Raw genomic sequence first — 18,260 nt, 5'->3', positions numbered from 1 at the left:
CATGGTAGAGCAATACAACGCTTCTCTCAATCTACGCGATCCCCTAGAATCGGAACCCTTATCCTGGATGAAGAACAGAGTATGACGCCTGAAACCCTCTCCCCCGGCCAGCAGAACCCGGCGCGGATCCTGGTCATTAAGCTGCGCCACCACGGCGACATGTTGCTGATCACCCCGCTTGTAAACGCGTTAAAACAGCAGTATCCCGCCGCTCGCGTCGATGTACTGCTGTATGCTGAGACCAGGGATATGCTGGCGGCAAACCCGGAGATTAACCAGATTTACGCGATCGATCGCAGCTGGAAAAAGCAGGGCAAGCGGCATCAGCTTAAGATGGAATGGCAGCTCATTCGCAGCCTGCGCCAGCAGCGCTACGACATGGTGCTCAACCTTGCCGATCAATGGCCCAGCGCGATCATTAGCAAATTAACCGGCGCGCCGACGCGCATCGGTTTCGATTTCCCTAAGCGCCGTCATCCGTTCTGGCGTTACTGCCACACCGCGCTTGCTTCTACCCAGCAGCACAATCAGCTGCATACGGTGCAGCAAAACCTCTCTATTCTGGCGCCGCTGGGGCTTGAGATAAACGATGCGCCGGCGCGGATGGGCTACAGCGAATCTGACTGGGCCTCCAGCCGCGCGCTGCTGCCGGATGGCTTCCAGGAAAATTACATCGTGATTCAGCCGACTTCGCGCTGGTTCTTTAAATGCTGGCGCGAAGAGCGCATGAGCGCGCTGATTAATGCGCTGTCAGCAGAAGGCTACGCGGTGGTGCTTACCTCTGGCCCTGACGCCAAAGAAAAGCAGATGGTAGAGAACATCATCAGCGGCTGCCCGCAGGCGCGACTGCACTCGTTAGCCGGCCAGTTGACGCTCCGCCAACTGGCCGCGGTTATCGATCACGCCCGCCTGTTTATCGGCGTAGATTCGGTGCCGATGCATATGGCGGCAGCCCTGGGTACGCCGCTCGTCGCGTTATTTGGCCCATCAAAGCTGACCTTCTGGCGGCCGTGGCAGGCGAAAGGCGAGGTTATTTGGGCAGGCGACTTCGGCCCGCTGCCCGACCCTGACGACATCAACACCAACACCGAAGAACGCTATCTTGATTTAATCCCTACCGACGCGGTCATCGCGGCGGCGAAAAAGGTACTGGCATGAGTAAATTCCGGCTGGCTCTGGTACGGCAAAAGTATCGCCCTGACGGCGGCGCGGAGCGCTTTGTCTCCCGCGCGCTGGAAGCCCTCGACAGCAGTAATCTGGAACTGAACGTCATCACCCGCGAGTGGCAAGGGCCTGTCAAACCGGACTGGCATATTCACATCTGCAACCCGCGCAAATGGGGGCGCATCAGCCGGGAACGCGGTTTCGCCAACGCCGCGCGCGCGCTCTGGCAGAGTGAATCATTCGACCTGGTGCAAAGCCATGAGCGTATTCCGGGTTGCGATCTCTACCGCGCCGGCGACGGCGTCCATCGCCGCTGGCTGCAGCAGCGCTCGCGCATTTTACCGGCCTGGAAAAGCCGCCTGCTGTTCGCCGACCGCTACCACCGTTATGTGATGCAGGCGGAACGCGAGATGTATCAGGACGCGCACCTGCGCGGGGTGATTTGCAATGCGGAGATGATTAAGCAGGAAATCATTGAAGACTTCGGCCTGCCGGCTGACAAAATCCACGTCATCTACAACGCTATTGATAACCAGCGGTTTCTGCCGCCAGGCGAAGAAACCTTTGCCGCTTTACGCGCCAAATTGCAGCTACCGCTGCAGGCAAGCTGCCTGATTTATGTCGGTTCCGGATTTGAACGAAAAGGGCTGGATGCGGCAATCCGCGCCATCGCCCCCACCGATCGTTATCTGTTGGTGGTCGGCAAAGATAAAGAACAGAACCGCTATCAACAGCTAGCAAAATCGCTGAACTGCGAAGATCGCGTGCGCTTCTTCGGCATGCAGTCCGAAACGCTACCGTTCTATCAGATGGCCGATGGTCTACTGCTGCCAACGCTATACGACCCGTTCCCGAATGTGATCCTTGAGGCGATGGCCTGCGGTCTGCCGGTTATCACCACCACCGGCTGCGGCGGCGCGGAGTTCATCACCGAGGGCGATAACGGCTACGTTTGCGACGCGCTGGATATTGCCGCGTTACAGCAGGCGGTTATGGCGCTGCCCGCGCGCGCGCTGGGCTCCGCTGAAGGCGCACGCGCCCGCGAACGTATTATGGATTGCACTAGCGAGCGACTGTCGACGCAGCTGCTTTCCCTCTATCAGGATCTGGTGAAATAACGATGCGTATATTGTTTGTTATCGACGGTCTGCCGGGCGGCGGCGCGGAAAAAGTCGTGCTCACGCTGGCGGAACATTTTCTTAGCCAGGGCGAACAGGTATCGCTGTTTTCGCTGCGCGACGTCTGCGATTATCCGCTGCCGGAAGGGCTCGATTATCAGATTATCGCCGACCGCTGCCGCAAACCGTGGCGCAAGCTAACGGAACTCTCCCGCCGCGCGCGCCAGCTTGATCGCGCGATTGAACAAGCAGAACAGCATGGTCGCTTCGACCTGGTACTGTCAAATCTGCACAAAACCGATCGCATCGTCGCCCGCAGCCGGGCATTGCAGGGGCGAAACGTCTGGTTCTGTCTGCACGGCGTTTTCTCTACCTCTTATCTTGGCCATCGCAGCGGTTTTGACCGCAGGATGAAGCAGCAGAAAATCAAGCGGGTATACCAGGGACGCAACGTGGTGGCCGTTTCCGATGCGGTTGGAAAGGATTTAGTTGAGCAGTTCGCACTGCGCCCGGCACAGCTTAAAACCATCTATAACCCGTTCGATATCGCCGCCATTCGCGCGGCGGCAGAGGCGCCGGCCGATATTCCTCAAGGGGACTATATTATCCACGTCGGCCGCTTCCATCCGGGTAAACGCCATGACCGGCTGATTGAAGCCTACGCCCAAAGCGGTATCGACGCGCCGCTGGTCCTGCTCGGTCAGGGAAAACCGGAGCAGGAACAGCGGCTTCGTCAACTGGCCCAGCAGCTGCAGGTCGGCGATCGGGTGCTGTTTAAAGGCTTTCAGCCCAACCCGCTGCCGTGGATTAAACATGCGAGAATGCTAACGCTCAGCTCCGACAGCGAAGGGTTTGGCAACGTCATTGTTGAAGCGCTACTGCTGAATACGCCGGTTGCCAGCACCCGCTGTCCTGGCGGGGTCAGCGAGATCCTCAGCGGCGAGTTGTCCCGCGGTCTGGCCGATCTCAACAGTTCTGCGCTAGCCCAGACGATGCAAAGCATTTACCATAGCCCGCCGGCCATTGATTCCGCCGCGCTGGAAAAATTCAGCGTAGAGTCGATTTGCCAACAGTACCGTCAGCTGCGTAGCGCCTGACGTCGTTTTTTAACCAGGATCGAATGAGTTATGAGTCAAACGCCTTTATTGAGCATCGTGGCCGCCGTGTATAACGGTGAAAAATTCCTTGCGCAATTCTTTGAATGCCTCGAACAACAGCAGTTGGCAAGCTATGAGCTGATCCTGGTGAACGACGGTTCTACCGACGGTAGCCTGGCGGTTATCGACCAATGGAAAGACAGGCTGCAGAACGTGACCGTGCTGGAGCAGGAGAATCAGGGCGTCTCGGTAGCGCGTAATACCGGTATGGCGGCGGCAAGGGGTAAATACCTCGCCTTCCCGGATATTGACGATAAGTTCTATCCCGGCATGTACCGCACGCTGCTGGAAATGGCCGAGAAGGGCAATCTCGATGTCGCGACCTGTAATGGCCGCTATGTGTACGAAAGCCGCGACGATATCCACCCAATTTTCCCGCCGGAACGCCTGCAGTCCACTGGCGTCCTGCCGGGTTACGTCTGGCTAAAGCAGGCGCTCGACTCGCGTAAGTTCCTGCACGTCACCTGGCTGAACATCTATCGCCGTGATTTTATTAACCAGCACCATTTCCACTTTGAGCCGGGCCTGCGCCATCAGGATATTCCCTGGACGACGGAAGCATTGCTGGCCGCCGAACGCGTGCAGTACACCAGCGAGCAATTTTACGACTATTACATTCACTCGGAATCGGTGTCGCATAAGCCAGACAACGACGATACGCTGATGCGCTCAGCGCGCCATTATATGAAGATCCTCGAGATGCTCAGCGCCATCAACCAACGCTATCCGGACAAGGTACGGCACATTTCCGCCTGCCGCTGGCAGATAGCCAAAGAGGGGTTGGGGATTATTCATACCTTCGACTGCATGAAAGATGAGTCGAAAAAGCATATTATCATCAAAGAATTCTTCGAACGCGGCATCTGGCGCCTGATCTGGACTAACGCCTGCACGTTCCGTTTACGCTGGCGTCTGGGACGCCGCTATTTGCGCATTAAGCGCTATCTCAACGCCGCATAGGCCGAAATCCCTCGGTTTCCGCCAAAGAGATAGCTTTACGCGGGTTAAATGCTTAGAATTTGCCCGCAAAAAACCTAAAACGGATAAATAGTTTGGAATTGCTTTATACCACCCTACTCTACCTCATTCAGCCGCTGGTATGGCTGCGACTGCTGCTGCGCAGCCGTAAGGCGCCGGCCTACCGTAAACGCTGGGCTGAACGTTATGGCTTCTGTCAAAACAAGGTAGTGCCGGATGGCATTCTGCTGCACTCCGTTTCCGTCGGTGAAACGCTGGCGGCTATCCCGCTGGTGCGCGCGCTACGCCATCGTTATCCGTCACTGCCGATCACCGTCACGACCATGACGCCGACCGGTTCTGAACGCGCCATGTCCGCTTTTGGCAAAGATGTTCACCACGTCTATCTGCCGTATGACCTCCCCTGCGCCATGAACCGTTTCCTCAACAGCGTGCAGCCGAAACTGGTCATCGTGATGGAAACCGAGCTGTGGCCGAATATGGTCAGCGCGCTACATAAGCGTAAAATTCCGCTGGTGATCGCCAACGCGCGCCTGTCAGAACGTTCCGCGAAAGGCTATGCCAAACTCGGCGGCTTCATGCGCCGCCTGCTCAGCCGTATCACGCTTATCGCCGCGCAGAATGAAGAAGACGGCAACCGCTTCCTCGCGCTCGGCCTTAAACGTAACCAACTGGCGGTCACCGGCAGCTTGAAATTCGATATCTCCGTCACCCCTGAACTGGCGGCCCGCGCCGTTACCCTGCGTCGCCAGTGGGCGCCGCACCGTAAAGTGTGGATAGCCACCAGTACCCACGATGGCGAAGAACAAATCATCCTGCAGGCGCATAAAAAACTGCTGGAAACCTTCCCCGACCTGCTATTAATCCTCGTACCGCGCCATCCGGAACGCTTCGGCGACGCTCGCGATATGGTGCAAAAGGCCGGTATGAGCTTCACCATGCGCAGCACCGGTGAAATTCCGTCTAACAGCACCCAGGTGGTGATTGGCGATACCATGGGCGAACTGATGCTGCTCTACGGCATTGCCGACCTGGCATTCGTCGGCGGCAGCCTGGTAGAACGCGGCGGGCATAATCCGCTCGAACCCGCCGCCCATGCTATTCCGGTGCTGATGGGCCCGCACACCTTCAACTTTAAAGATATCTGCGCCAAGCTGCAGCAGGACGATGGCCTGATCACCGTCACGGACGCCGACTCGCTGGTCAGAGAGGTTTCTACCCTGCTGACCGACGAAGATTATCGACTGTGGTACGGCCGCCACGCGGTGGAAGTGCTGCATCAAAACCAGGGCGCGCTGTCGCGTCTGCTACAGTTACTGCAACCCTACCTGCCGCAGCGGAGCCACTAATGTCGACCCGACTCTCCGTCGTGATGATCGCCAAAAACGCCGCCGACCTGCTCGCCGATTGCCTGGCATCGGTAAGCTGGGCGGATGAAGTGGTGGTACTGGACTCCGGCAGTACCGACAATACCGTCGAACTGGCCCGTAGCCTCGGCGCCCAGGTCTATAGCAATACCGACTGGCAAGGCTACGGCATTCAGCGCCAGCGCGCGCAAGACTTCGCCACCCACGACTGGGTGCTGATGATTGATACCGACGAGCGCGTTACGCCGGAACTAAAAGAGGCTATCCTCAAGGTACTGGACGCGCCGCAGCGCGGCGTTATCTACAGTATCGCCCGGCGTAACTACTTCCTCGGACGCTTTATGCGCCACAGCGGCTGGTATCCCGATCGGGTGATGCGCCTGTACGAACGCGCGCGTTACCGCTATAACGATAATCTGGTGCATGAATCTTTGGATAGCCTTGGGGCCGAAGTGGTGCCGCTCAGCGGCGATCTGCTGCACCTGACCTGCCGCGATTTCTCCGGCTTCCAGCAGAAACAGCTCGCTTATGCCGCGGCCTGGGCGCTTGAGCGCCATCAGAAGGGCAAGAAGACCTCGATGGCGGGGATTTTCAGCCATACGCTGGGCGCCTTCGTCAAAACGCTGCTGCTGCGCGGCGGCGTGCTGGATGGAAAACAGGGTTGGCTGCTGGCGGTAGTCAATGCGCAATACACGTTTAATAAATACACCGAGCTGTGGGCACTCAGCCGCGGCTACTCGGAGAAAGTGTAATTATGGGCACAAAAGCGATCTATCCGGGCACCTTTGACCCTATCACCAACGGCCATATCGATATCGTCACCCGCGCGGCAGGCATGTTTGATAAGGTTTTGCTGGCCATCGCCGCCAGCCCGAGCAAAAAACCGATGTTCAGCCTCGATGAACGAATTGCGCTGGCGGAGCAGGCAACGGCGCATCTGGTCAACGTTGAGGTGATTGGCTTTAGCGATTTGATGGCCAATTTCGCCCGCGCGCAGCAGGCGAATATTTTAATCCGCGGCCTGCGGGCAGTGGCGGATTTCGAATATGAAATGCAGCTGGCGCACATGAACCGCCATCTGATGCCCACGCTGGAAAGCGTGTTCCTGATGCCGTGCAAAGAGTGGTCGTTTATCTCTTCATCGCTGGTTAAGGAAGTGGCGCGCCACCAGGGCGACGTCTCCCACTTCCTGCCGCCTAACGTACATCAGGCGTTGTTAAATAAGCTGAAGTAGGCATTTCCTGCCCCGCTCGCGCTGCACGTAGCGGGGCTACCAGCTTACCCGGCCTGGCATAATCCCCAACCCTCTCCACTACTTCTGACACTGGCGGCAATAAAAGGTCGCTCGCTGAGCGTGTTTGCTGGCGATAATCGGCGTACCGCAGATCCGGCACGGCTCGCCTTTGCGGCCATAAACCTGTAGCTCCTGGGCGAAATATCCCGGTTTGCCGTCGCTTTGCAGGAAATCCTTCAGCGTCGTTCCACCTTGCTCAATTGAGCGTAGCAGCACCAGCTTAATCATCTTCACTAACCACTCGCACTCTTGATGCGAGAGCGACGAGGCCAGCCGATCGGGATGGATCCCGGCGGAAAACAGCGATTCGCTGGCGTAGATATTCCCCACGCCCACCACCAGCTTGTTATCCATCAGCCAGGGTTTAATGGCGGTTTTCTTCTTCGCGCAACGCTGCTGGAGATAGTCGGCGTTGAATTCATCGCTTAGCGGTTCCGGGCCGAGATGCGCCAGCACCGGGTGGCCATCCAGCTCTTTGGTCCATAGCCAGGCGCCAAAGCGGCGGGGATCGGTATAGCGCAGCACTTTACCGTTACTCAGCACCAGGTCGACGTGGTCGTGTTTTTCAGCCGGCTGCTCGTCACTGAGGATGCGCAGGCTACCGGACATGCCAAGATGAATAATGATCCAGCCGTGGCGCAGCTCCAGCAGCAGGTATTTGGCGCGTCGGCGCACGCTCAGCACCGGTTCGTCGCTCAGGCGGTAAATCTCTTCGGATACCGGCCAACGCAGACGCCCGTTGCGTACCACGGCATGCAGGATGTTAGCGCCTACCAGATGTGGCTCAATGCCGCGACGGCTGGTTTCGACTTCAGGTAATTCAGGCATTTTTTTCCTCTTAACCACACAGTTTCGGGTGACAGGGAGGCGACGGGAAGAGTGGCCGGGAGGCTTAACGAAGCAAGCGGCCAGGCTGTACGCATGCAGCCAACGCACCTGTAGCTCGAAGGATGAAGCATAAAACAAAAAACCCCGCCGGGGCGGGGTTTTAGTACAAGGAGACTAAAATTATTTGATTTTAGCTTCTTTGTAGATAACGTGCTGACGTACAACCGGATCGTACTTTTTCAGTTCCATTTTTTCCGGTTTGGTACGCTTGTTCTTCGTGGTGGTATAGAAGTGACCAGTACCAGCGGAAGAAACCAGCTTGATTTTCTCACGAATACCTTTAGCCATGATTTATTTCCTCTAAGTACTTAGTACTTTTCGCCACGGGCACGCAGTTCAGACAGAACTGTATCGATGCCTTTCTTATCGATTACACGCATACCTTTAGCAGATACGCGCAGGGTGACAAAACGCTTCTCGCTCTCAACCCAGAAACGGTGAGAGTGCAGGTTCGGCAGGAAACGGCGTTTAGTCGCGTTCAGTGCGTGGGAACGGTTGTTACCGGTCACCGGACGCTTGCCAGTAACTTGGCAGACTCGGGACATGTCTATTCTCCAAAAATCAAATTAGCTCGAGCTTCGTATGGGGTATTGGCGCCTCGTCAGGCTTTACAGCCCGGTCATCGCATAGTTCTATTGAACTCTCGATTGCCAGGCCCAAATGCCAAACCCGAGATTCTCAAAGGTGGCGTAGTATACGCTGACTCGGCGGTGTGCTCAAGTCCCGAACAGACAAAGATCCCGATAGATCGCATGATCGGGGCTAAATCCAGCCACGTTCGGCAAAAGAGACGTACGCGCCGCGGCCAATAATCAGATGATCAAGCACGCGTATCTCCATGAATCTACAACACTTAACCACCCTGTCGGTCATCAACTTATCCGACTTACTCGGTTCAGGACTACCTGAAGGATGATTATGGGCAAGGATCACCGCGGCGGCGTTCACTTTGATTGCTTCGCGTACAATTTCTCGCGGATGCACCTCTACGTGGCTAAGAGTACCAGAAAAAAGGCGGCTATGTTTCAATACCCGGTTCTGATTATCTAAAAAGATCGCCATAAAGATCTCCCGCTCTTCATCGGCGAGCTGGCTTTGTAAAAATTCTCGCGTCATGAGCGGCGTCACCAGCGACGGTTCTTCTCTCATCCGCAGGCTAAAATAGCGCCGCGCCAGCTCGGCAATACCTTTAAGTTGCGCATATTTCGCTATACCGATACCGTCGATATCTGCAAATTGTTCTATCTCAGCCGATAACAGCCCGTACAGCGAACCGAAGCGCTGTAGCAAGCTGTGTGAAAAAGCCAGCACATCCTGAGTACGTGTACCGGTACGCAGAAACAACGCCAGCAGCTCAACGTCGCTCAACGTTTCAATGCCGTCGCGCAGCATTTTTTCCCGCGGCATCAATGATTCCTGTATATCCATTACCCTGTCTCCTTATCCGTCCATCACCCATCCTGGCATACCCTTTCCGCGCTGCCGACCGGTGATTTCAGGGCCTGCGTAGCCGCTCGCAAAGTGAGTGCCCGGCATACGCACGATGCCACCGGGATTGTGATAAGATGCGCGGATTCTGGTGTATTTCAACAGGACAAAATCATGATGAGTCTGGCTGGTAAAAAAATCGTTCTTGGCGTGAGCGGCGGCATCGCCGCCTATAAAACGCCGGAACTGGTGCGCCGACTGCGAGAACGCGGCGCGGATGTTCGCGTCGCCATGACCGAAGCCGCCAAGGCCTTTATTACTCCGTTGAGCCTGCAGGCGGTTTCCGGTTATCCGGTCTCCGATAGCCTGCTGGATCCGGCCGCCGAAGCGGCAATGGGCCATATTGAACTGGGCAAGTGGGCCGATCTGGTTATCCTTGCCCCGGCAACCGCCGATTTAATCGCCCGCGTCGCCGCCGGTATGGCGAACGATCTGGTCTCCACGATTTGCCTGGCTACGCCCTCGCCGGTGGCCGTCGTCCCGGCGATGAACCAACAGATGTATCGCGCCGCCGCCACCCAAGATAATCTTGCCACTATTGCCGCACGCGGCCTGCTGGTATGGGGCCCGGATAGCGGCAGCCAGGCCTGCGGCGACGTCGGCCCGGGCCGCATGCTCGATCCGCTGACTATCGTGGAAATGGCAGCGCAGCATTTCTCGCCTGTCAAAGATTTGCAACATCTCAACATCATGATTACCGCGGGCCCAACCCGCGAGCCGCTGGACCCAGTGCGCTACATCACCAACCATAGCTCCGGCAAAATGGGCTTCGCGATTGCCGCCGCCGCCGCACAACGCGGTGCGAACGTCACGCTGGTTAGCGGCCCGGTGACGCTGCCGACGCCGCCGTTTGTGCAACGTATAGATGTGGGTACCGCGCTGGAAATGGAAGCTGCGGTGCAGAATGGCGTGCAACAGCAGCATATTTTCATCGGCTGCGCCGCCGTTGCCGACTACCGCGCAGCGATTGTCGCCGACGAGAAAATCAAAAAACAAGGTGATGAATTAACAATAAAAATGGTCAAAAATCCGGATATCGTCGCCGGGGTGGCCGCACTAAAAAATCACCGCCCGTACGTTGTTGGATTTGCCGCCGAAACGAATAATGTGGAAGAATACGCCCGGCAAAAACGTGCCCGCAAAAATCTCGACCTGATTTGCGCCAATGATGTTTCTCAGCCAAATCAAGGTTTTAATAGCGATAACAACGCATTACACCTTTTCTGGCAGGATGGGGATAAGCGCTTACCACTTGAGCGCAAGGAATTCCTGGGCCAATTATTACTCGACGAGATCGTTACCCGTTATGATGAAAAAAATCGACGTTAAGATTCTGGACCCGCGTGTTGGCAAGCAGTTCCCATTGCCGACTTATGCCACCTCCGGCTCGGCCGGACTTGACCTGCGCGCCTGTCTTGACGACGCCGTAGAGCTGGCGCCGGGCGCAACTACCCTGTTGCCAACAGGCCTTGCGATTCATATCGCCGATCCGTCTCTGGCGGCGGTGATTCTGCCGCGTTCTGGTCTGGGCCATAAACATGGCGTGGTGCTGGGCAACCTGGTCGGCCTTATCGACTCCGACTACCAGGGGCAGCTGATGGTTTCCGTGTGGAACCGCGGCCAACAGAGCTTTACTATCGAACCAGGCGAGCGCATCGCGCAGATGGTCTTTGTGCCGGTGGTACAGGCGGAATTTAATCTGGTGGAAGAGTTTGACGCCACCGACCGCGGCGAAGGCGGATTCGGCCACTCAGGGCGCAAATAAGCCCGGCTATACGGAACCCGCATCCCAAAGCGCATAATGCAATAACATCACCGCAAACTAAGGTTTGCGGTCGCTTTGTGGATGCCTGCCTGACAAGTGCTTATTTTCAGGGGTATTTTAAAACATGGCAGAAAAACAAACTGCGAAAAGGAATCGTCGCGAAGAAATACTTCAGTCTCTGGCGCTGATGCTTGAATCCAGCGATGGTAGCCAACGTATTACCACGGCGAAGCTGGCGGCCTCCGTCGGTGTTTCCGAAGCGGCGTTATACCGTCATTTTCCCAGTAAAACCCGCATGTTTGACAGCCTGATCGAGTTCATTGAAGACAGTCTGATTACGCGCATCAATTTGATTTTGAAAGATGAAAAGGACACCACGGCTCGTCTGCGCCTGATTGTTCTGCTGATTCTTGGGTTTGGCGAGCGTAATCCTGGGCTGACGCGTATCCTCACCGGCCACGCCTTAATGTTCGAACAGGACCGTCTGCAGGGCCGTATTAACCAGCTATTTGAACGCATCGAAGTTCAATTACGTCAGGTGATGCGTGAAAAGAAAATGCGTGAGGGAGAGGGCTACACCCTCGACGAGACGCTACTGGCAAGCCAGCTGCTGGCATTTTGCGAAGGCATGCTGTCGCGTTTTGTGCGTAGCGAGTTCAAGTACCGCCCAACGGATGATTTCGATGCCCGCTGGCCGCTGGTCGCGGCGCAACTGCAGTAAAGCTTTATATGCAGCCGCAAGGCTGCATGACTCATCATTCACATTCTCAGCGTGCTCTGGCTATACCGGCAGCCGCTGGCTGCCGGGCTCATCATCAGACGCCGTAGGCTTCGCGGTAAGCGCGTACCGATGCCAAATGCTCAGCCATCTCAGGCTTTTCTTCCAGATAGGCGATAAGATCTTTCAGAGTGACAATAGAAATCACTTTGCAGCCATAATCACGTTCCACTTCCTGAATCGCAGAGATCTCGCCGCGGCCGCGTTCCTGGCGATCGAGCGAAATGAGTACGCCAGCCAGCTCCGCGCCATTAGCCTGAATAATTTCCATTGATTCACGAATTGCGGTACCGGCGGTAATCACGTCGTCCACCAGCATCACGCGGCCCTGTGGCGGGCTACCGACCAGGTTGCCGCCTTCACCGTGGGTCTTCGCTTCTTTACGGTTGAAGCAGTACGGCAGGTCACGGTCATGATGTTCAGCCAGCGCGACGGCGGTGGTGGTGGCGATAGGGATACCTTTATAAGCCGGGCCGAACAGCAGGTCGAACTCGATCCCGGAATCCACCAGCGCCTCGGCGTAGAAACGGCCCAGCAGAGCCAGATCGCGCCCGGTATTAAACAGGCCGGCGTTGAAGAAATAAGGGCTCTTACGCCCGGATTTCAGCGTAAATTCGCCAAATTTAAGAACCTGCTTGCTAAGCGCAAACTCAATAAACTGGCGCTGATACGGCTTCATGGATTCGCTCCTTTTAGTACTGTCATCATTGTCGGACTACGCGCCCTATCCTTCACAGGTGTCATGAGGGATAAAGCGCAAAAAAAAGGCGACTTCTCAGTCGCCTTAATCATTAATTTTCTAACGCCGCTTTCTGCGTCGCAATAATGGATTCGATTCCCCCTCGCGCTAGCGCCAGGAGAGTGAGGAGCTCTTCATGGGTGAACGGCTCGCCTTCCGCCGTGCCCTGCACCTCAATAATGCGGCCGTCTTCGGTCATGACCACATTCATATCGGTTTCCGCGGCAGAATCTTCCACGTACTCCAGATCGCAAATGGCTTCGCCATTAACGATACCAACGGAAACGGCAGCTACCATGCCCTTCATCGGGTTGGTTTTCAGTTTACCGGCAGCCACCAGCTTGTTCAGCGCATCGGCCAGCGCAACGCAGGCACCGGTAATGGATGCGGTACGGGTACCGCCATCGGCCTGCAGCACGTCGCAATCGAGCGTAATGGTGAACTCGCCCAGCGCTTTCAGATCCACCGCGGCGCGCAGCGCGCGAGCGATCAGACGCTGGATTTCCATAGTGCGGCCGCCCTGCTTGCCTTTTGCGGCTTCGCGAGCGTTACGGGTATGGGTGGAACGCGGCAGCATGCCATATTCGGCGGTGATCCAGCCCTGGCCCTGACCTTTCAGGAAGCGCGGCACGCCTTCGTCGATGGAGGCGGTGCACAGCACTTTGGTGTCGCCAAATTCGACCAGCACGGAGCCTTCAGCGTGTTTTGTATAGTTACGGGTCAGGGTTACTGGACGCACCTGATTAGCGCTACGGCCTGCTGGACGCATGATTACTCTCCGGCTTGAAACGAATGTGGCTGCGCATTATACACAAATTCGGCCAAGTTGCATCGCGACGACACGCGCCAGCCAATGTGGATAATGCGCGCTTATTCCTATCCTGAAAGGGCCTCGAAAGCTATAATCCTCCCCACTCTCCTTTAAAAACAGGAACGTCTATGATCCGCAGTATGACCGCCTATGCCCGGCGTGAAATCAAGGGTGACTGGGGTAGCGCCGCGTGGGAACTGCGCTCGGTAAACCAACGCTATCTGGAAACCTACTTCCGCCTGCCGGAACAGTTCCGGAGCCTGGAACCCGTGGTTCGCGAGCGCATCCGCTCTCGCCTGACTCGCGGCAAAATCGAATGTACCCTGCGTTTTGAGCAGGATCCCAGCGCCCAGGGTGAGCTGATTCTTAACGAAAACCTGGCCAAGCAGCTGGTTAACGCCGCTAACTGGGTAAAAATGCAGAGCGATGAAGGCGAAATCAACCCGGTTGATATCCTGCGCTGGCCTGGCGTGATGGCCGCTCAGGAGCAAGACCTTGATGCCATCGCCGCTGAAATCCTCAACGCCCTGAATGGCGCGCTGGATGATTTTATTGTCGCTCGCGAGACCGAAGGCCAGGCATTGAAAACGCTGATCGAACAGCGTCTGGAAGGCGTCAGCGCCGAAGTCAGCAAAGTCCGCGCCCATATGCCGGAAATCCTGCAGTGGCAGCGCGAGCGCCTGGTCGCCAAGCTTGAAGACGCCGAAGTGCAGCTGGAAAACAACCGCCTCGAGCAAGAGCTGGTGTTGATGGCGCAGCGTATCGACGTCGCCGAAGAGCTCGATCGCCTGGAAGCGCACGTTAAAGAGACCTACAACATTCTGAAGAAGAAAGAAGCCGTCGGTCGCCGCCTCGACTTCATGATGCAGGAATTCAACCGCGAGTCGAACACTCTGGCCTCCAAATCCATCAATGCCGAAGTGACCAATTCAGCGATTGAGCTGAAGGTGCTGATCGAGCAGATGCGCGAGCAGATCCAAAACATCGAGTAATCTCTTCCCCGGCTGGCCTGCTCCGCGGGCCAGCATTACTTTTTCTTATTCATTTTTGAAGAGCAAAAGCCAAGCTCCCCATAGTGATTGACCATATCAATCATTCATCATTAGCTTTTTTCATGAAAATCAGCTCACTTTAGAAAAACTCAATCGTGATCTGCCGCACAAATCGCTACCCTTTGCCCATCATTGTGGGGGATTTATGCTGCTTCATGTTCTTTATCTGATTGGTATTACGGCGGAAGCGATGACCGGCGCCTTAGCGGCCGGGCGTCGTCGGATGGACACTTTTGGGGTAATTATTATCGCTACCGCCACCGCGCTCGGCGGGGGCTCCGTGCGGGACATCCTGCTCGGCCATTATCCGCTCGGTTGGGTGAAGCATCCGGAATACGTCATCATTGTGGCGGTTGCCGCCGTTCTCACTACCATCGCAGCGCCGGTGATGCCGCACCTGCGCCGCCTGTTCCTGGTGCTGGATGCCCTGGGCCTGATCGTGTTCTCGATTATCGGCGCGCAAATCGCGCTGGATATGGGCGAAGGGCCAATAATCGCGTCTATTGCCGCTGTGATCACCGGCGTCTTTGGCGGCGTGCTACGCGATATGTTCTGTAAGCGTATCCCGCTGGTGTTTCAGAAAGAACTGTACGCTGGCATCTCTTTTGCCGCCGCGGTGCTCTATATCGCATTACAGCACTACGTCAGCAGCCACGACGTCGTGGTCATCGCCACGCTGCTCTTCGGCTTTACCGCGCGTATGCTCGCCCTGCGCTGGAAGCTCGGCCTGCCGGTCTTCTACTACAAGCACGACGCTCATTAATTCCTCAGAAACCCGGGATACGTTGCCCGCTGAGCCACTGCGCCAGCACGGCAATATCCGGGTTTTGCAAAAAGACGACCAGCTGGCGTGCCCTTTCCTGCCCCACTCCCGGTAATCGTCGCCACTGAGACTCATTGCGCTCCCGCAGCTGCCGCCAGTTTTCTGCCGCAACGCTTGCCTGCGCGGCCTGAGGTATCGGTACCCCCAGCGCCAACACCCAACGAATAAACGGCTGCTCACGGGTCAAATTGAACTGATGCCACAGACGCAGGCCACGCTCGCCGCTAATTCCTGGCACGCTCTGTAGTTGTTCAGGCGTCAAAGCCAACCATGAGAAAAGATGTGTCATGTGGCGATCTTCCATTAATGTGCGCCAAAGCGCCTCTCCTGCGCCTGCAATATCCAGAACTGGCTTAGACGATAGCCAAACAAGGCGGGAGAGAAACTGCCCGGCGCACTCGGGCGTCGCAAAATAACAAGTTAAGGAATGAAAGCGAGGCGAAGGCGGTTGTGGCGCATCGCGTTGGCTGGCCCGCCAGACCACGCTATCCAGACGCGGGATCCCCTGTCCGGCCAGGCTTATTAACACCTGGTCTCCGGCGACGATGTCTAACTGCCGCCAGCGGGACACCGAACCAATATTGACCCGCCGCACCAGCTTGTCGTCCAGTTTTACCGGTTCGAGATGCGCCACAACGGCTATTTTACCGCTACGCCCGATGGCAAACTGGATAGTGGTCACTTCCGCCACCTGCGAAAACGGTAGATATTTCCAGGCCGCCACCCAGAACCCCTGTCCGGGAAGCCAACTGCCCCCGGCGGGTTCTTTTTCCGCACGGATCACAATGCCGTCGGTGACAAAGGGCAGCGGCGAGCTAAACCAGCGCTCCCGCCAGGCGGCAGCCTGCTGCCAATCTTTAACCGGATGGGAATAGCGCTGCGCCAGAGGAAACCCGCCAGCGGCAAGCAGCGCCAGACGAGAAGGCATCTGGGCCGGGCCATCAGGCCAGGCCCAGATAAACAGCCCCAGCGTTTTCAGCTCAGCCGACGACGCTTTGCGCATCAGTATCCCGGCCACTTTCGCCCGTGAATTCATACCGCCCGCCTGTTTTTGTATATGTCCCTCTTGCAGCTGAAAAATTTCTCCCTGTAACACACTGTTTGCCAGCGCTCCTGCGGTAGTTTGCGGTACGCCGGGGATCTGGCGCACTTTTGCCGTCCAGTCTTCCCCTGCCAGACCGTCACCGCGGCTAATCGCCCGTATTAACCTGCCGCCGCGATATACCAGCGTCACCGCTACACCGTCGACTTTTGGTTGTAGCCACAGGTCTGTTTTATCGCGCATCCAGCGCCCGACGCTCATGGCGTCAGGCAGCTTGCGCACGCCGGTATGCGCGATGGGGTGCTTGACTTCGCCGCGCGGCGGCGGCAGATCGTCTTCAGTCGGCGTCTCCTCACCGAAGCAGCGCCGCCACTGCGCCAACCGGGCCGAAAGCATGTCGTAGACTTCGTCGCTGACTCCGCTACTGCCCTGCTGCCAGTAGGCCGCTTTCCAGTCGGCAATCTGCAGGCTCAGGCGGTCTATCTCCTGCCCGGCTCGTTGCGAAGACCACGCCGGGCAGGCCGCCGTTGCCAGTGCCGCCGCCATCCATAACGCTGCCGCTATCAGCCATTTGCACATGCCTTTACCTCCTTGTTTTACCTTGCGGCATAGTGCGCTAAAGACCGAAGCCGCGGCGACAGGCAAATCATTATGCTGCGAGCGGCTTTCCAGGATTTACGCATCGTTGCTGCAACTGCTTAAGAAATCAGGAAAGCGGCAGGCAAAATGAAAGAAACAGCGGCAAAAAGTGTGACAATGACTGCGTCACGCAGCGGCGGCGTGTATAATAGGCTCGTATGTAGCATCTCTTTCGACAATCACATACAAAAGACACTCATGGCTCAAGGCACGCTTTATATTGTTTCCGCCCCTAGCGGCGCGGGTAAATCCAGCCTGATTCAGGCTTTATTGAAAACCCAACCGTTGTACGATTCCCAGGTTTCTGTTTCGCATACCACGCGCGATCCGCGCCCGGGTGAAGTTCACGGTGAACACTATTTCTTTGTGGATCACGATAAATTCAGATCGATGATTAGCGAAGACGCTTTCCTTGAGCATGCAGAGGTTTTCGGCAACTATTACGGCACCTCTCGTGAAGCTATCGAGCAGGTTCTGGCGACTGGCGTCGATGTTTTCCTCGATATCGACTGGCAGGGCGCCCAGCAAATTCGTAATAAAATGCCCGGCGCGCGCAGTATCTTTATTCTGCCGCCGTCAAAAGACGAGCTTGACCGCCGCCTGCGCGGCCGCGGCCAGGACAGCGAAGAAGTCATCGCAAAACGTATGGCGCAGGCAGTTGCAGAAATGAGCCATTACGCGGAATATGATTACCTCATTGTGAATGATGATTTTGATACCGCTTTAGGCGATCTGAAAAACATTATCCGCGCTGAACGTCTGCGCATGAGCCGCCAAAAGCAGCGACATGGCGCTTTAATCACCAAACTATTGGCAGACTGAACCCACATTCAGTATCATGCCCAGTCATTTCTTCACCTGTGGAGCATTTTAAGTATGGCACGCGTAACTGTTCAGGACGCTGTAGAGAAAATTGGTAACCGTTTTGACCTGGTACTGGTCGCCGCGCGTCGCGCTCGTCAGATGCAGGTAGGCGGAAAGGATCCGCTGGTACCGGAAGAAAACGATAAAACCACCGTTATCGCACTGCGCGAAATCGAAGAAGGTCTGATCAACAACCAGATCCTCGACGTACGTGAGCGCCAGGAACAGCAAGAGCAGGAAGCCGCTGAATTACAAGCCGTTACCGCGATTGCTGAAGGTCGTCGTTAATCACA

21 protein-coding genes are annotated in these 18,260 nt (G+C 56.4%); 14 read left to right on the top strand and 7 right to left on the bottom strand.

The window, feature by feature from the left end; genetic code table 11:
- Positions 1-81 precede the first annotated feature (81 nt).
- The 7 genes from rfaQ (at position 82) to coaD (ending at position 7,018) form a co-directional block, all read left to right on the top strand.
- Positions 82-1,158 carry a putative lipopolysaccharide heptosyltransferase III gene (gene rfaQ, locus ACSEMK_RS10920; RefSeq protein WP_113374044.1) on the top strand — a complete coding sequence of 359 codons (1,077 nt, stop codon included), beginning with the start codon at positions 82-84 and terminating at the stop codon, positions 1,156-1,158.
- Positions 1,155-2,282, top strand: a complete 1,128-nt coding sequence (locus tag ACSEMK_RS10915; RefSeq protein WP_430914929.1) for a glycosyltransferase family 4 protein — start codon at positions 1,155-1,157, stop codon at positions 2,280-2,282. The genes rfaQ and ACSEMK_RS10915 overlap by 4 nt, the downstream gene beginning before the upstream one ends.
- Before the next feature lie 2 nt (positions 2,283-2,284).
- Positions 2,285-3,379, top strand: coding sequence for a glycosyltransferase (locus ACSEMK_RS10910; protein ID WP_430914930.1), 1,095 nt, complete (start codon positions 2,285-2,287; stop codon positions 3,377-3,379).
- Between the two features lie 30 nt (positions 3,380-3,409).
- Positions 3,410-4,399 (top strand): glycosyltransferase, encoded by a 990-nt coding sequence (locus ACSEMK_RS10905; RefSeq protein ID WP_087858932.1) that lies wholly within the window; start codon positions 3,410-3,412, stop codon positions 4,397-4,399.
- A 92-nt stretch (positions 4,400-4,491) separates the two neighbouring features.
- Positions 4,492-5,766 (top strand): lipid IV(A) 3-deoxy-D-manno-octulosonic acid transferase, encoded by a 1,275-nt coding sequence (gene waaA, locus ACSEMK_RS10900; RefSeq protein WP_087858931.1) that lies wholly within the window; start codon positions 4,492-4,494, stop codon positions 5,764-5,766.
- Positions 5,766-6,536, top strand: coding sequence for a glycosyltransferase family 2 protein (locus ACSEMK_RS10895; protein ID WP_087858930.1), 771 nt, complete (start codon positions 5,766-5,768; stop codon positions 6,534-6,536). Before waaA ends, ACSEMK_RS10895 begins: the two co-directional genes overlap by 1 nt.
- Before the next feature lie 2 nt (positions 6,537-6,538).
- Positions 6,539-7,018 (top strand): pantetheine-phosphate adenylyltransferase, encoded by a 480-nt coding sequence (gene coaD, locus ACSEMK_RS10890; RefSeq protein WP_015703808.1) that lies wholly within the window; start codon positions 6,539-6,541, stop codon positions 7,016-7,018.
- A 78-nt stretch (positions 7,019-7,096) separates the two neighbouring features.
- On the opposite strand, the gene mutM is transcribed toward coaD, so the two are convergent.
- From mutM to radC, 4 genes are all read right to left on the bottom strand, one after another.
- A complete protein-coding gene (mutM, locus tag ACSEMK_RS10885; protein WP_113374048.1) occupies positions 7,097-7,906 on the bottom strand; it encodes a bifunctional DNA-formamidopyrimidine glycosylase/DNA-(apurinic or apyrimidinic site) lyase in 810 nt (269 codons plus the stop codon).
- A 180-nt stretch (positions 7,907-8,086) separates the two neighbouring features.
- Positions 8,087-8,254, bottom strand: a complete 168-nt coding sequence (gene rpmG, locus ACSEMK_RS10880; protein WP_002922510.1) for a 50S ribosomal protein L33 — start codon at positions 8,252-8,254, stop codon at positions 8,087-8,089.
- A gap of 20 nt (positions 8,255-8,274) precedes the next feature.
- Entirely contained in the window at positions 8,275-8,511 is a 237-nt protein-coding gene (rpmB, locus tag ACSEMK_RS10875; protein WP_002436699.1) for a 50S ribosomal protein L28, read from the bottom strand.
- Between the two features lie 217 nt (positions 8,512-8,728).
- Complete coding sequence (radC, locus tag ACSEMK_RS10870; protein WP_045390599.1) at positions 8,729-9,394, bottom strand: RadC family protein; 666 nt, start codon at positions 9,392-9,394, stop codon at positions 8,729-8,731.
- Positions 9,395-9,571: 177 nt separating this feature from the next.
- On the opposite strand from radC, the gene coaBC reads away from it, so the two are divergent.
- The 3 genes from coaBC to slmA all read left to right on the top strand — a co-directional run bounded on the left by coaBC (position 9,572) and on the right by slmA (position 11,940).
- Positions 9,572-10,783, top strand: coding sequence for a bifunctional phosphopantothenoylcysteine decarboxylase/phosphopantothenate--cysteine ligase CoaBC (gene coaBC / locus ACSEMK_RS10865; RefSeq protein ID WP_213794233.1), 1,212 nt, complete (start codon positions 9,572-9,574; stop codon positions 10,781-10,783).
- Complete coding sequence (gene dut, locus ACSEMK_RS10860) at positions 10,761-11,219, top strand: dUTP diphosphatase (RefSeq protein ID WP_020077682.1); 459 nt, start codon at positions 10,761-10,763, stop codon at positions 11,217-11,219. Before coaBC ends, dut begins: the two co-directional genes overlap by 23 nt.
- A 124-nt stretch (positions 11,220-11,343) precedes the next feature.
- Positions 11,344-11,940, top strand: a complete 597-nt coding sequence (slmA, locus tag ACSEMK_RS10855; protein WP_015369151.1) for a nucleoid occlusion factor SlmA — start codon at positions 11,344-11,346, stop codon at positions 11,938-11,940.
- Between the two features lie 94 nt (positions 11,941-12,034).
- On the opposite strand, the gene pyrE is transcribed toward slmA, so the two are convergent.
- Positions 12,035-12,676: an orotate phosphoribosyltransferase gene (gene pyrE / locus ACSEMK_RS10850; RefSeq protein WP_430914931.1), complete on the bottom strand. Its 642-nt coding sequence runs from the start codon at positions 12,674-12,676 to the stop codon at positions 12,035-12,037.
- Between the two features lie 112 nt (positions 12,677-12,788).
- Positions 12,789-13,505: a ribonuclease PH gene (gene rph, locus ACSEMK_RS10845; RefSeq protein WP_015369149.1), complete on the bottom strand. Its 717-nt coding sequence runs from the start codon at positions 13,503-13,505 to the stop codon at positions 12,789-12,791.
- 170 nt (positions 13,506-13,675) lie between these two features.
- Between rph and ACSEMK_RS10840 the strand changes: the two genes are divergently transcribed.
- Both ACSEMK_RS10840 and ACSEMK_RS10835 read left to right on the top strand, forming a co-directional pair.
- Positions 13,676-14,539 (top strand): YicC/YloC family endoribonuclease, encoded by an 864-nt coding sequence (locus ACSEMK_RS10840; protein ID WP_045390591.1) that lies wholly within the window; start codon positions 13,676-13,678, stop codon positions 14,537-14,539.
- Positions 14,540-14,744: 205 nt separating this feature from the next.
- Positions 14,745-15,362 (top strand): trimeric intracellular cation channel family protein, encoded by a 618-nt coding sequence (locus tag ACSEMK_RS10835; RefSeq protein WP_015703812.1) that lies wholly within the window; start codon positions 14,745-14,747, stop codon positions 15,360-15,362.
- Between the two features lie 4 nt (positions 15,363-15,366).
- Here the strand turns inward: ACSEMK_RS10835 and ligB are convergent, their stop codons facing one another.
- Positions 15,367-17,043 (bottom strand): NAD-dependent DNA ligase LigB, encoded by a 1,677-nt coding sequence (gene ligB / locus ACSEMK_RS10830; protein ID WP_411325308.1) that lies wholly within the window; start codon positions 17,041-17,043, stop codon positions 15,367-15,369.
- Positions 17,044-17,301: 258 nt separating this feature from the next.
- Here ligB and gmk point away from each other — a divergent pair, with 258 nt between their 5' ends.
- Positions 17,302-17,925, top strand: coding sequence for a guanylate kinase (gene gmk, locus ACSEMK_RS10825; RefSeq protein WP_045375273.1), 624 nt, complete (start codon positions 17,302-17,304; stop codon positions 17,923-17,925).
- A 54-nt stretch (positions 17,926-17,979) separates the two neighbouring features.
- Positions 17,980-18,255: a DNA-directed RNA polymerase subunit omega gene (rpoZ, locus tag ACSEMK_RS10820; protein ID WP_000135058.1), complete on the top strand. Its 276-nt coding sequence runs from the start codon at positions 17,980-17,982 to the stop codon at positions 18,253-18,255.
- The last annotated feature ends 5 nt before the right edge of the window (positions 18,256-18,260 follow it).

It is taken from the genome of Klebsiella sp. K-3 (assembly GCF_051207495.1).
GTDB lineage: Bacteria > Pseudomonadota > Gammaproteobacteria > Enterobacterales > Enterobacteriaceae > Klebsiella > Klebsiella aerogenes.
This window is presented reverse-complemented; position numbering and strand designations above follow the sequence as displayed.